We start from the raw sequence: 14,242 nt of genomic DNA, 5'->3' as shown, positions 1-14,242 counted from the left end.
TGTGCAAACAACCGCCCCCACCTTCCCCCGTCTGCTGCTCGCGCATGCCGAGGCCCAACCCGAGGCGCCCGCCGTGCGCGAGAAGGATCTCGGCATCTGGCAAACCTGGACCTGGAACGCCGTGGCGCAGGAAGTGCGCGAAATGGCCTGCGGTCTCGCGAGCCTGGGCTTCAAGCCCTTCGACAACCTGGCCATCGTCGGCGCCAACCGGCCGCACCTGTACATGGCGGTGGTCGCGGCGCAAAGCCTGCGCGGCGTGCCGGTGCCCCTGTACCAGGACGCGGTGGCAAGCGAGATGGTCTTCATGCTGCAGGACGCGGCCATCGACTTCGTGATCGTCGAAGACCAGGAGCAGGTCGACAAGCTGCTCGAGTGCCGCGAGCTCCAGAAGGACCAGCAGCACGGCATCCGCCACATCATCTACGACGACCCCAAGGGCCTGCGCCACTACGACCAGCCGGGCCTGATGAGCTACGAGCAGCTGCGCGCATTGGGTCGCGAGTTCGACAAGGCCAACCTCGGCTACTACGACCGCGCGGTGGCCAGCGGCGAGGCAACGGATGTCGGCGTGATCCTCTACACCTCGGGCACCACCGGCCGCCCCAAGGGCGTGTGCCAGACGCACGCGAGCTTCATCGCGGCGGGCCGCGGCGGCGTGCAGACCGACAAGCTCGGCCCTGGCGACAACATCATGAGCTACCTGCCGATGGCGTGGGTGGGCGACCACCTGTTCTCGGTGGCGCAATGGCTGGTGGGCGGCTTCACGCTCAACTGCCCCGAGTCGGCCGAGACGGTGATGAACGACATGCGCGAGATCGGCCCGAGCTACTACTTCGGCCCGCCGCGCACCTTCGAAGGGCTGCTCACGGCCGTGTCGATCCGCATGGAAGACGCGGCCGCGCCCAAGCGCTGGCTGTATGCAAAGTTCATGGCGCTGGCGCGGCGCGTGGGCGCGGACATCCTCAACGGCGCGCCCGTGGGCACGGGCGACCGCCTGATGTACGGCCTTGGCAACCTGCTGATCTACGGCCCGCTGCGCAACGTGCTGGGCATGAGCCGCATCCGCGTGGCCTACACGGCCGGCGCGGCCATCGGGCCCGACCTGTTCCGCTTCTACCGCTCCATCGGCGTCAACCTCAAGCAGTTCTACGGCCAGACCGAGACTTGCGCGTATGTGTGCCTGCAGCAGGACGGCAAGGTCAAGCTGCAGACCGTGGGCACGGCCGCGCCGGGCATCGAACTGAAGATCGCGGAAGACGGCGAAGTGCTGGTGCGCGGCGTGTCGGTGCTCAAGGAGTACTACAAGCGCCCCGACGCCACGGCCGAGGTGCTTGATGCGAACGGCTACTTCCACACCGGCGATGCGGGCGTGCTCGACAGCGAAGGCCACCTGCGCATCATCGACCGCGCCAAGGACGTGGGCCGGCTCGTGAGCGGCGCGATCTTTGCGCCCAACTACATCGAGAACAAGCTCAAGTTCTTCCCGCAGATCAAGGAAGCCGTGTGCTTCGGCAACGCGCGAGACGAAGTGTGTGCGGCCATCAACATCGACTACGAAGCCGTCGGCAACTGGGCCGAGCGCCGCGGCCTCGCCTACGGCGGCTACGTCGACCTGGCCGGCAAGCCCGACGTGCTGGCGCTGGTGGCCGAGTGCATCGCCAAGGTGAATGCCGACCTCGCGAGCGAAGACGGCATGGGCGAGACGCAGATCGCACGCTTCCTGGTGCTGCACAAGGAGCTCGACCCCGACGACGACGAGCTGACCCGCACGCGCAAGGTGCGCCGCGGCTTCATCGCCGAGAAATACGCGGTGCTGGTCGATGCGCTCTACGGCGGCAAGACCGAGCAGTACATCGAGACCCAGGTCAAGTTCGAGGACGGACGCACGGGGGTTGTCAGCGCCACGCTGAAGGTCGTCGAAGCGAAGACGTTTCCCATCGTGAAGGCGGCGGCATGAGCACCCGGAAGACTGGCGAGGTCATCCTCGACGTGCAGAACATCTCCCTGAGCTTCGGCGGCGTGAAGGCGCTGACCGACATCAGCTTCAACGTGCGCGAACACGAGGTGCGCGCAATCATCGGACCGAACGGCGCCGGCAAGAGCTCGATGCTGAACTGCATCAACGGCGTGTACTGGCCGCAGCAGGGCTCCATCACCTTCCGCGGCCAGACCTTCAAGCACATGAACTCGCGCCAGGTGGCCGAGATGGGCGTGGCGCGCACCTTCCAGAACCTCGCCCTCTTCAAGGGCATGAGCGTGCTCGACAACATCATGACGGGGCGCAACCTCAAGATGAAGAGCGGCCTGCTCGCACAAGCCTTCCGCTGGGGCCCCGCCGAACGCGAGGAACTTCGGCACCGCGAATTCGTCGAGCACATCATCGACTTCCTAGAGATCCAGGCGCACCGCAAGACACCCGTGGGCCGCCTGCCCTACGGCCTGCAGAAGCGCGTCGACCTGGGCCGCGCGCTCGCGATGGAGCCGCAGGTGCTGCTGCTCGACGAACCGATGGCCGGCATGAACGTGGAAGAGAAGCAGGACATGAGCCGCTTCATCCTCGACGTGAACGACGAGTTCGGCGCGACCATCGTGCTGATCGAGCACGACATGGGCGTGGTGATGGACATCTCCGACCGCGTGGTGGTGCTGGACTACGGCAAGAAGATCGGCGACGGCACGCCGGATGAAGTTCGGAACAACGAAGACGTGATCCGGGCTTATCTGGGTGTGGAGCACTGAGATGCAAGCACACAGCCACGCTCTGTCTTGCCCCCTCTCCCGCTTGCGGGAGAGGGTTGGGGTGAGGGCCGGCGGCCTCACCACCTTCAGCGGCCTTTCGAACGCCGCTCGCCCTCACCCCTGCCCTCTCCCGCAAGCGGGAGAGGGAGAAAGACACTAGCCATGGGCTTTTTCCTCGAAACCCTGTTTGGCGGCCTCATGGTCGGCATGCTCTATTCGCTGATCGCCATCGGCTTCGTGCTGATCTACAAGGCCTCGGGCGTCTTCAACTTCGCGCAGGGCGCGATGGTGCTTTTCGCGGCGCTGGCCATGGCACGCTTCTCCGAGTGGTTCCCGCTGTGGTTCGGCTTCCAGAACCAGATCCTCGCGAACATCCTGGCCTTCATTGCCGCGATGGCGGTGATGGTGGTGGTGGCCTGGCTGATCGAGCGGCTCGCGCTCAGCAAGCTGGTGAACCAGGAAGGCATCACGCTGCTGATGGCCACGCTGGGCATCGCCTACTTTCTCGACGGCGTGGGCCAGACGATCTTCGGCAACGACATCTACAAGATCGACGTGGGCATGCCCAAGGAACCGCTGATGGTTCTCCAGGGCACCTTCCAGGGTGGCCTGCTGCTGAGCCAGGAAGACCTGATCGCCGCGCTGGTGGCAGCGGGCCTCGTGGTGGTGCTGGCCATCTTCTTCCAGAAGACGGCCACGGGCCGCGCCCTGCGCGCGGTGGCCGACGACCACCAGGCCGCGCAGTCCATCGGCATTCCGCTCAAGCGCATCTGGGTGATCGTGTGGTCGGTGGCCGGCTTCTCGGCGCTGGTGGCCGGGATCATCTGGGGATCGAAGCTCGGCGTGCAGTTCTCGCTGTCGCTGGTGGCGCTGAAGGCGCTGCCGGTGGTGATCCTCGGCGGGCTCACTTCGATTCCGGGCGCCATCATCGGCGGCCTGCTGATCGGCGTGGGCGAGAAGCTGTCTGAAATCTATCTCGGCCCCATGCTCGGTGGCGGCATCGAGATCTGGTTTGCCTATGTGCTCGCACTGGTCTTCTTGCTGGTTCGCCCGCAAGGCCTGTTCGGCGAAAAAATCATCGATCGGGTCTGAGCAATGTTCTACAGAGAAAACGGCCAGTTCAAGTCGAGCTATCGCGCCGACCAGCAGATCTTTCCGATCGCGCAGGACCGCATCGCGATGCTGGTACTGCTGCTCGTGGCATTCGTCGTGGTGCCGCTCGGTGTGTCCGATTACTGGATGCGCGCCATCCTCACGCCCTTCCTGATTCTTTCGCTCGCTGCGCTGGGTCTCAACATCCTTGTCGGCTACTGCGGCCAGATCTCGCTGGGCACGGGCGCCTTCATGGCGGTGGGCGCGTATGCGGCCTACAACTTCCAGGTGCGCATCGACGGCATGCCGCTGATTGCCTCGCTGCTGCTGGGCGGCCTGTGTGCGACGGTGATCGGCGTGCTGTTCGGCATTCCGAGCCTGCGCATCAAGGGGCTGTACCTTGCGGTGGCCACGCTGGCCGCGCAGTTCTTCACCGACTGGGCTTTCCTGCGCATCCAGTGGTTCACCAACAATTCTTCGTCGGGCTCGGTGAGCGTGGCGGGGCTCAACGTGTTCGGCGTGCCTATCGAGTCGCCGGTGCAGAAGTACCTGTTCTGCCTGCTCTTCGTGGTGGTGTTCGCGCTGCTGGCAAAGAACCTGGTGCGCAGCGCCATCGGGCGCGAGTGGATGGCGATGCGCGACATGGACGTGGCCGCCGCGGTGATCGGCATTCGCCCGGTGTACGCCAAGCTCACGGCCTTTGCGGTGAGCAGCTTCATCGTCGGCGTGGCCGGCGCGCTGTGGGGCTTCGTGCACCTGGGCGCGTGGGAGCCGGCGGCGTTCAGCATCGACCGCTCGTTCCAGCTGCTGTTCATGGTGATCATCGGCGGGCTCGGCTCGATCATGGGCAGCTTCTTCGGCGCAGCCTTCATCGTGCTGCTGCCGCTCTTTCTGAACCAGCTGCCGGGGTGGCTGGGCTTCTCGATTTCGACCGCGCTGGCCTCGCACCTGGAGACCATGATCTTCGGCGCGCTGATCGTGTTCTTCCTGATCGTCGAGCCGCACGGCCTTGCGCGGCTGTGGTCCACGGCCAAAGAGAAGCTGCGGCTCTGGCCCTTCCCTCATTGATTGATGAGTTCCCGTTCGTAAAAAACCCGGCACCGAGGTGCCCACAAAGGAGACAGGCATGAAACTGAAATCGCTCGCTCTGACCGCCGCCCTGGTGGTCAGCACCCTCGGCGCCCTGCTCGCGCCATCGCTCGCCAATGCGCAGGCCAAGGAGCAGTTCTTCCCGCTGCTGGTGTACCGCACCGGCCCCTATGCGCCCAATGGCACGCCCTGGGCCAACGGCAAGCAGGACTACATCAAGCTGGTCAACGCGACCGGCGGCATCAACGGCGTGAAGATCACGTACGAAGAATGCGAGACCGGCTACGCCACCGACAAGGGCGTGGAATGCTACGAACGCCTGAAGGGCCGCCCGGGCGTTGCGTTGTTCGACCCGCAGGCCACCGGCATCACCTTCGCGCTGACCGACAAGGTGCCGACCGACAAGATCCCGCTGATCACGCTGGGCTACGGCCTGGCCGCCTCGCAGGACGGCGGCGTCTTCAAGTGGAACTTTCCGCTGATGGGCTCCTACTGGACCGCGGCCGACATCCTGATCCAGCACATCGGCAAGGCCGAAGGCGGCATGGACAAGCTCAAGGGCAAGAAGATCGCCCTCGTGTACCACGACTCGCCGTTCGGCAAGGAGCCCATTCCGCTGCTGCAGGAGCGCGCCAAGCAGAACGGCTTCGAGCTCTCGCTGATCCCGGTGACCGCACCCGGCGTGGAGCAGAAGTCGGCCTGGCTGCAAGTGCGCCAGCAGCGCCCTGATTTCGTGCTGCTGTGGGGCTGGGGCGTGATGAACTCCACTGCGCTGAAAGAGGCCGTGGCCACGGGCTACCCGCGCGAGAAGATGTACGGCGTGTGGTGGGCCGGTGCCGAGCCTGACGTGAAGGACGTGGGCGCCAACGCCAAGGGCTATCACGCGCTGGCGCTGAACACCTCGGGCACGCAGCCCAAGGTAATTCAAGACATCCTGAAGCAGGTGCATGACAAGGGCCAGGGCACGGGCCCGAAGGACGAAGTGGGCTCGGTGCTCTACACGCGCGGCGTGATCATCCAGATGCTGACCATCGAGGCCGTGAAGCGAGCGCAGGAGCGCTTCGGCAAGGGCAAGGTCATGACCGGCGAGCAGGTGCGCTGGGGCATGGAGAACCTTGCGCTCGACCAGAAGAAGCTCGATGCACTGGGCTTCTCCGGCGTGATGCGTCCGGTGAGCACCTCGTGCCAGGACCACATGGGCTCCACCTGGGCGCGCGTGCACACCTGGGACGGCGCGAAGTGGGGCGACATGTCCGACTGGTACCAGGCCGACGACCAGATCATCAAGCCGATGGTGAAGTCTGCTGCCGACAAGTACGCGGGCGAGAAGAAGCTGACGCGCCGCGAAGCGGCCGACTGCCAATCCTGATGCACTGAGCGTGCCGTGGCGGCTCGCGAGAGCCGCCATTCGCAAGAACAGCACTGCGTCGCACACGCTGTTCTTGCGAATGCTTCGGACCACACCATGAGCGAACCCAACATCCTTCTCAATGTCAACGGCATCGAGGTCATCTACAACCACGTGATCCTCGTGCTCAAGGGCGTGTCGCTCACGGTGCCCGACGGCGGCATCGTGGCGCTGCTCGGCGGCAACGGCGCGGGCAAGACGACCACGCTGCGCGCGGTGAGCAATCTGCTCGCGGGCGAGCGCGGCGCCGTCACCAAGGGCACCATCGAGCTGCGCGGGGATCGCATCGAGGCGCTGTCGCCGGCCGAGTTGGTGAAGCGCGGACTGATCCAGGTGATGGAGGGCCGCCACTGCTTCGCGCACCTGACCATCGAAGAGAACCTGATGACCGGCGCCTACACGCGCACCGATGGCAAGGCTGCGGTGCAGCAGACGCTGGAGAAGGTCTACGCGTACTTTCCGCGCCTGAAGACGCGGCGCACTTCGCAGGCGGCCTACACATCGGGCGGCGAGCAGCAGATGTGCGCCATCGGCCGCGCGCTGATGGCCAACCCGAGCATGGTGCTGCTCGACGAGCCGTCGATGGGCCTGGCGCCGCAGATCGTGGAGGAGGTGTTCGAGATCGTGAAAGACCTGAACACCAAGGAGCGCGTGACCTTCCTGCTGGCCGAGCAGAACACCAATATGGCGCTGCGTTATGCCGACTACGGCTACATCCTGGAGAACGGCCGCATCGTGATGGACGGCGAGGCGAAGAGTCTGCGCGAGAACGAGGACGTGAAGGAGTTCTACCTTGGCGTCGGCGGCGCGGACCGCAAGAGCTTTCGCGATGTGAAGAGCTACAAGCGTCGGAAGAGGTGGCTGGCTTGACTGTTTCGACGTTTTCGCCGCGTTGCCGTTCGGGGTGCGATCACGCCGATGGGGTACCTTGCTCCGCGAATGTCCCCCGGCCTTCGGCCTCCTCCTTTATTTCGCTGCGCAAGGCACCCCATCGACGTGATCGTCCAGCGCAGCGGTTGATCGGCCGGCACAACGACTGCGCTCATGTGCGAGTGGCATCGGGTGCTCCCCGCAGCGAAATAAAGGAGGAGGCCGAAGGCCGGGGGACATTCGCGGAGGGGAGTACCCGGTGTCATTCGCACGCACACCCCGAACAAGAGCCCCGAACTCTCCCGCAGTGAAGAACTGAACCGAAAGACAAAGGGTACGGACATGACCGACCACTACGACAAGCTCGAGATCCGCGACCCCGCCGAACGCGAACGCGACCTGCTGGCCGCGCTGCCAAAGCAGATCACACAGGCCCAGACGGCGGCACCAGCCTTCGCAAAGATCCTCGATGGCGTGAAGCCCGCAGACATCACGACACGCGAAGCACTGGCGAAACTACCGGTCACGCGCAAATCGGAATTGCTCGACCTGCAGAAGGCACGCCGCGCCGACGACCCCTTCGGCGGCTTCGCGTCGATCGTGCGCGGCCCGCGCATGCCGCGTGTGTTCGCAAGCCCCGGCACCATCTACGAGCCTGAGGGCGAAGCACGCGACTACTGGCGCACCGCACGTGCATTGCATGCGGCTGGCTTTCGCAGCGGCGAGCTCATTCACAACAGCTTCAGCTATCACATGACGCCCGCCGGCTCGATCATGGAAAGCGGCGCGCGCGCCATGGGCTGCACCGTGTTCGCGGGCGGCACCGGGCAGACCGAACAGCAACTCGAAGCCATGGTCGACCTGAAGCCTGAAGGCTATGCGGGCACGCCCAGCTTTCTGAAGATATTGCTGGAGAAGGCCGAGGAGAAAGGGCAGAAGCTGCCCTCGCTCACCAAGGCGCTCGTCTCCGGCGAAGCCTTTCCGCCCAGCCTGCACGACTGGATTGCCGCGCATGGCGTGAAGGGCACGCAGTGCTATGCCACCGCCGACCTCGGCCTGATCGCCTATGAAACCAGCGCGCGCGAAGGCCTGGTGATCGACGAAGGCGTGCTGGTCGAGATCGTGCGGCCCGGCACCGGCGACCCGGTGCCCGATGGCGAGGTCGGCGAGATCGTCGTCACCACCTTCAACCCCGACTACCCGCTGGTGCGCTTCGGCACCGGCGACCTCTCGGCCGTGCTCGCGGGCACCTGCCCCACGGGCCGCACCAACAAGCGCATCAAGGGCTGGCTCGGCCGCGCCGACCAGACCACCAAGGTGCGCGGCATGTTCGTACATCCCTCGCAGGTGGCCGAGATCGCGCGGCGCTTTCCCGAAGTGCAGCGCGCGCGGCTCATCGTGTCTGGCGAGATGGGCGACGACAAGATGACGCTTCAGCTCGAATGCGCCGGTGCGGCGCCCGAAGGGCTCGAAGCCCGCGTGAGCGCGGTGATCCGTGAAGTGACCAAGCTGCGTGGCGAGGTCGTCATCGTGGGCGCGGGCGAACTGCCCAACGACGGCAAGGTGATCGAAGACGCGCGCAGCTACAAGTAGTCAATCAGTAGCGGCGATATAGCCAGCGCGTGATGGCGCGCATCAACACCACCACGAGCACTGAATAGACCAGCACGAGCGCCAGGGCGAAGCCGATGAGGCCGCCCGCGTTGTCGAAGCTGTGCGACCACGTCGCCAGCATCACCCAGGCCAATGCGATGGCGATGCAGCTGACCTGCACCAGCACGAAAGCCAGCACCGCGGCCGCCACAGCCCTGAAAGGCCGCACACGTGCCGGCCCGGCAGTGGCGCCCAGCCAGCCGCCCCACAACGCAAGGGCGAAGGCCACCAATGGCGGCAACATCCAGGCGATCAGCAGTTCGACGCCGTCCATGCCGCGCGCAATGGATGTCCAGCGGCTCACGACCACGCCGCTCCACATCTGCAGCGATGCGAACACCGCGGCACCCACCAGTGCCACGGCGCGGCGTGGCGATGTGCCGATGGCTTCATCGTCGTCCTGCTGCTGCGCATCGGAAGGCGCTGCACTGCCCGCCCTCAACGCGAACCACGCCGAGACCCACACGCCGAGCACGAGCAAGATCAACTGCGCGACGGACTGCAGGAACATGAACACCGCCATCGCCGCGCTCATGGACGTCGAACCGAAAAAATCATGCAGGCGGCCACCCGGCATGAAGAGCAGCTGCGCTTCATAGAACAGCGGGCTCAGTGCGTAGAAGTTGAGCACCAGCACCGCGATGTACACCGCGGCGTAGCGGATGCGGGGTTGGGGCAGCCGCGCCACGCTGCCAACGCCGCGCTTTTCGAGCGCGTTGCGCGCGTGGCTCCAGGCCAGCGCCGCCGCCAGCACCCAGGCCATGCCGATGCTGAACACCATCGGTATCCACACGCCCGGCAGGGCGTAGGTGCTGCGCAGCTGTTCGCCGTCGGGCGAGTCGGGCCAGAGCTGGATGGCCATGTTGACCAGCACCATCGCGGCATCGATGGCCACAGTGACGAGCGCAAGATCGCGCGGCAGGCGCTGCGCGCTCGCGTGGGAAGGGGTCGTCGTCATGGGAATGCTTTTTTTCGCTTTGCATGGCGCATGCGGTGGCATGCGCAGAAGACACAAGGGTATCGGATGACGATGCGAACCTAAGGGCTATTCGCTATAGGTCAGGCAGCAGTCAGCCTTTAAGATCGCGGCGTTTTTATTACCCCCTCCCGGAGACGACATGAAGAAACTGTTCGCCCTCGCGGCGATTGCCGCCGCAGCTGCCGGTGTCCACGCCCAGGACTTTCCCGCGGGCAAGACCGTTACGCTGGTGGTGCCTTTCGCAGCCGGCGGCCCGACCGACCGTGTCGCGCGCGACCTGGCGGAAGCCATGCAGAAGACGCTCGGCACCACGATCGTGGTGGACAACACCGCGGGCGCGGGCAGTTCCATCGGCACCGCCAAGGTGGCGCGCGCCAACCCCGACGGCTACACGCTGCTCTTGAACCACATCGGCATGTCGACGATGCCGGCGCTGTATCGCAAGCTGCCTTTCAACGTCGAGACCGACTTCGAATACCTGGGCATGGTCAACGAAGTGCCGATGACGCTGATCGGCAAGCCCGGCCTGCCCGCCAACAACTACAAGGAGCTGACGACCTGGATCGCGGCCAACAAGGGCAAGATCAACCTGGGCAACGCCGGCCTGGGCGCTGCGTCGCACCTGTGCGGCCTGCTGTTCCAGAGCGCGATCAAGGTCGAGATGACGCCCGTGCCGTACAAGGGCACGGCGCCGGCCATCGCCGACCTGCTGGGCGGCCAGATCGACCTGCTGTGCGACCAGACGACCAACACCACGTCGCAGATCGAGGCCAAGAAGGTCAAGGCCTATGCCGTGACCACGGCCAAGCGCCTGACCACCCCCGCGCTGAAAGACCTGCCGACGCTGGACGAGTCGGGCCTGAAGGGTTTCGAAGTGACGATCTGGCACGGCATGTACGCGCCCAAGGGCACGCCCGCGCCGGTGCTGAAGAAGCTCAACGAAGCCATCAAGGCCGCAATGAAGGACCCGGGCTTCATCAAGCGCGAAGAAGCGCTGGGCGCTGTGATCACGACCGACAAGCGCACCGAGCCGGCGGAGCACAAGAAGTTCGTCTCGGCTGAAATCGCGAAGTGGGGTCCGATCATCAAGGCTGCCGGCGTCTACGCCGACTGATCGACTCACCGCCGCCACAAGCAGCCGCAAGGCCGCCTGCGCCCTCCCGGGCCAGGCGGCTTTTTTCGTTATGCTGGCCGGGATTTTTCTTCCACCCTCCCGCCCCTTCGGCTCTCTCCCATGCGTTTTCGCAGCGCGGCCTTTCCGGTCTTCCTGGCCCTGCTGGCGCATGACGGCATGGCCCAGCCGCAGACGCTGCTGTGGGTCTGGGACCGGCCCCAGCTTTTTTCCGCGCTGCCCGAAGGCGCGGGCGTGGCCTACCTGCATGCCACGGTGCAGCTGAGCGGCGAGCGCAGCCGCACGAGCTGGCGTCAGTGGCCGCTGCGCATCGCGCCGGGCGCCACCGCCGTGGTGCCGGTGGTCCATGTTTCGCTCGACAACCTCGCGCCCTCGCCCGTCAACGATGCGCAGCAGGAGGCCATTGCCGCCGCCATCGAGCATGCCGCGAAGCAGGGCAACCGATCGGGCTGGGTGCAGCTCGACTTCGAGGCGCGCCGCAGCCAGCGCGAGGCGTATGTCGCGCTGCTGCGGCGGCTGCAGCCGGTGCGCGCCGGCGGCGTGCGGCTCTCGGCCACGGCGCTCGCCTCGTGGTGCATGAGCGATCCGTGGCTGCCTGCCGGCCTGCTCGACGAGATCGTGCCGATGTACTTCCGCATGGGGGCGGAATCCGCGCGCATCCGCCAGCGGCTCGACGCCACAGGCGCGGCCACCGTGCCGGCCTGCCGCGACGCGGCGGGGCTGATGCTCGGCGAGACATGGCCCGTGCTCGGCAGCGTGAAGCGGCGCTATGTGTTCCACGCGGGCGCATGGAAGAACGAAGACTTCGAACAACTCGGCAACAGGGATTCGCACAAATGATTCTTTCAACAGCAAACGCGATGCGCGTCGGCGCCAGGCTGCTCGCAATGGCCGCGCTGCTCGGCACTGCTGCAGCACATGCCAGCGGCGGCGGCGACCCCGAGGACCTGTTCTTCGCCACCACCCGGCCCGACCAGCCGGTGCGCGAGTTCGTCGAGCGGCCCGCGGGCTACTACACCGACTACCTCGTGCCCTACCAGGTGCTCTGGTACTGGCGCCTGCATGGCCAGCCGTTCTCTTCCGACGCCGTGCGGGCCTTCTCCGATCTGCTGGAGAAGCTGCCGCGAGAGGACAACGGCATGGCCGAAACGGACGATGCCTGGATCGAATGGCGAAAAGCGCGCGACGACGCCAATGCGAAGCTCGATCCCCAGTCGTCCCGCGACAGGCCCGCCCTGCTGGCGCCATCGCAGCAGCAGCCGAAATGGAACGCCAGCAGCCTGCAGGCGAGCCCCAACTGCTTCTACAGCGATGCCTTCCGCAACGCCACGAAGACGCTGGCCCAACGCATGACACGCGCCGCCAGCGACAAGGCGGCCACCCCCTACGTGCGGCATTGGCTGCAGGCACAGGACGCGGTGTTCGACACCTGCAACAAGGAGCCCGGCACCATCCCCGAGCTGCCACCTCGCGCACCCGCCTGGCTGCAGGCCGACCACGCCTACCAGTTGGCCGCGCAGCGCTTCTACGCCGACGATCTCGACGGCGCCGACACCGCGTTCACCGAGATCGCGGCCGACAAGGCCAGCCCCTGGCGCGACCTCGCGGCCTACATGCGGCTGCGCGTGCTGGCGCGGCAGAACCCGGGCGGCGAGCCGTCTTTCTCGGAACGGGACGACGCCGGCAAGGAAAGCCCCGAGGTGCTGAAGCAGCAGGCCGAACTCACCAAGGCGGTCGATGCCATCGCGCTGCCGCTGCTGAAGAACCCGCGCCTGCAGGCGCTGCATCCGTCGGTGCACCGGCTGGCCGAGGCACTGCGCATCCGCTACCTCACGCCCGGCACGCGCCTGCAGCGCCTGGCCGACAACCTGAAGACCATGGGCGCACCCGATGTCGCCGCCGCCAGACTGCTGTTGCTGAACCACGAGTTCCGCTACTGCATGATGGCCGGTTGTTCGTACGCCGGACCGGATCAGAAGTCGGACCTCGTGCAGTGGCTCAACACGGTGCGCGGCTTCAACGGTTCGGCGAGCGGCATCACCGCCCAGGACAAGTGGCGCGAGAAGTTCAGCTGGAGCAACTACCAGCGCACGCACGACCTCGCGTGGCTGATGGCCGCGGCGAGCCTGGTGCCCGTGAGCACCGCCACCGACGACAAGCGCGAGGCCGAACTGCAGGCCGCGTTGGCGGCCGTGCCCGAAGACCACCCCGCACGCTTCGCCGCCACCCAGCTGCGCGCCCAGCGCCTGTTTGCCCAGGGCCGCTTCAAGGAGACACGCGAACTGATCGCCGGTGCAGCCGATTCGCCTTTGATCGCACACAGCCTCTCGGGCCAGAACCTCGTGAAGGCGCTGCTGCTGCCCACGGCCTCGTCGGAAGAGGAATGGCGCCGCCTGGCGATCCGCCTGGTGGTTGCTCGCCGCGACCCCGAGGCGATGGAAGCCAAACCCAATGCGGTGCCGCTGGCCAGCACCTTCGACGACGACGCGACGCGCTTCCTGAACACGCGCGCGCCGCTGCCGATGTGGCTGCGCCTGGCCGCCGACCCCGCCCTGTCGCCCGCGCTGCGCGACAGCCTGCTCGAAACCGCGTGGACCCGCGCGGTGCTGGCCGAGGACTACGCCATGGCCCGCCGCGCAGCGGAGATGCGCATCGCCTCGGCGTCGCCGGCGGCTGCAGGACCCAAGGGGCCGGACCCGATCGCCGGTATCCGCCGCTCGGTGAAGCTGGCGGACACCGACACCGCAGCCTGGCGCCGCCTGCTGCTGGAGCGCATGGCAAGCACCACCGAGGTTTTGTTGCCGCCGCACTGGCCCGGCGCCGAAGGCATCCGGCCCACGCCGCTCAAGCCCGGAGTCGAACCGGCGTACGACCGCAGCATGGCCACCGGCAGCTACAGCAAGTGGTGCCGCCCGCTCGGCGTGATGACCACCGGCCCGCAGGCCGCCACGGCTGCCGATTTCGAGATGCCCGAGTTCCTGCCGCAGGAAGAGCGCGCGCAACAGGTCGCGCTGGTCGCGAAGCTGCGCGCCATTCCGCAGGACTCGATCTACTTCACCCAGGAAAGCCTGGCGCTGATGCAGCGCAACCGCGCCGATCCGCTGGTGCCGCAGGCGCTATCGGTCGCGGTGAAGATGGCGCGCTACGCCTGCCCGGACAAGGCGGTGGGCGACTGGTCGCGCAAGGGCCTTCAGACCCTGCACGCGAAATACCCGGATTCGACCTGGGCCGCCAGCACCCAGTACTGGTACGGCGGCCGGTAGCCAAGGAGAGAGCGGCC

Annotated in this window: 11 protein-coding genes; 10 read left to right on the top strand and 1 reads right to left on the bottom strand. The window is 66.4% G+C overall.

Going from position 1 to position 14,242, the window contains the following annotated elements; all coding sequences use genetic code 11:
• The first annotated feature begins 1 nt into the window (after position 1).
• From NWF24_RS00185 to NWF24_RS00155, 7 genes are all read left to right on the top strand, one after another.
• Entirely contained in the window at positions 2-1,957 is a 1,956-nt protein-coding gene (locus tag NWF24_RS00185) for an AMP-binding protein (protein ID WP_258352412.1), read from the top strand.
• Complete coding sequence (locus NWF24_RS00180) at positions 1,954-2,739, top strand: ABC transporter ATP-binding protein (protein WP_258352411.1); 786 nt, start codon at positions 1,954-1,956, stop codon at positions 2,737-2,739. The genes NWF24_RS00185 and NWF24_RS00180 overlap by 4 nt, the downstream gene beginning before the upstream one ends.
• A gap of 162 nt (positions 2,740-2,901) precedes the next feature.
• Positions 2,902-3,831: a branched-chain amino acid ABC transporter permease gene (locus NWF24_RS00175; protein WP_258352410.1), complete on the top strand. Its 930-nt coding sequence runs from the start codon at positions 2,902-2,904 to the stop codon at positions 3,829-3,831.
• Positions 3,832-3,834: 3 nt separating this feature from the next.
• Positions 3,835-4,899 carry a branched-chain amino acid ABC transporter permease gene (locus NWF24_RS00170; RefSeq protein WP_093059331.1) on the top strand — a complete coding sequence of 355 codons (1,065 nt, stop codon included), beginning with the start codon at positions 3,835-3,837 and terminating at the stop codon, positions 4,897-4,899.
• 58 nt (positions 4,900-4,957) lie between these two features.
• A complete protein-coding gene (locus tag NWF24_RS00165; RefSeq protein WP_258352409.1) occupies positions 4,958-6,289 on the top strand; it encodes an ABC transporter substrate-binding protein in 1,332 nt (443 codons plus the stop codon).
• A 96-nt stretch (positions 6,290-6,385) separates the two neighbouring features.
• A complete protein-coding gene (locus tag NWF24_RS00160; RefSeq protein WP_093059335.1) occupies positions 6,386-7,198 on the top strand; it encodes an ABC transporter ATP-binding protein in 813 nt (270 codons plus the stop codon).
• A gap of 342 nt (positions 7,199-7,540) precedes the next feature.
• A complete protein-coding gene (locus tag NWF24_RS00155; protein ID WP_258352408.1) occupies positions 7,541-8,791 on the top strand; it encodes a phenylacetate--CoA ligase family protein in 1,251 nt (416 codons plus the stop codon).
• Between the two features lie 4 nt (positions 8,792-8,795).
• On the opposite strand, the gene NWF24_RS00150 is transcribed toward NWF24_RS00155, so the two are convergent.
• Complete coding sequence (locus NWF24_RS00150; protein WP_258352407.1) at positions 8,796-9,809, bottom strand: hypothetical protein; 1,014 nt, start codon at positions 9,807-9,809, stop codon at positions 8,796-8,798.
• A gap of 160 nt (positions 9,810-9,969) precedes the next feature.
• Between NWF24_RS00150 and NWF24_RS00145 the strand changes: the two genes are divergently transcribed.
• From NWF24_RS00145 to NWF24_RS00135, 3 genes are all read left to right on the top strand, one after another.
• Positions 9,970-10,944 carry a tripartite tricarboxylate transporter substrate-binding protein gene (locus NWF24_RS00145; RefSeq protein ID WP_258352406.1) on the top strand — a complete coding sequence of 325 codons (975 nt, stop codon included), beginning with the start codon at positions 9,970-9,972 and terminating at the stop codon, positions 10,942-10,944.
• A gap of 120 nt (positions 10,945-11,064) precedes the next feature.
• Positions 11,065-11,802: a hypothetical protein gene (locus tag NWF24_RS00140; RefSeq protein WP_258352405.1), complete on the top strand. Its 738-nt coding sequence runs from the start codon at positions 11,065-11,067 to the stop codon at positions 11,800-11,802.
• The gene (locus NWF24_RS00135; RefSeq protein WP_258352404.1) at positions 11,799-14,225 is read left to right on the top strand and encodes a hypothetical protein; all 2,427 of its coding nucleotides are present in this window, start codon (positions 11,799-11,801) and stop codon (positions 14,223-14,225) included. The genes NWF24_RS00140 and NWF24_RS00135 overlap by 4 nt, the downstream gene beginning before the upstream one ends.
• Positions 14,226-14,242 lie beyond the last annotated feature (17 nt).

This window comes from Variovorax paradoxus, from assembly GCF_024734665.1.
In the GTDB taxonomy this organism is placed as follows: Bacteria; Pseudomonadota; Gammaproteobacteria; order Burkholderiales; family Burkholderiaceae_C; genus Variovorax.
The sequence above is the reverse complement of the archived record's forward strand: the minus strand, read 5'-3'. Positions and strand labels throughout refer to the sequence as shown.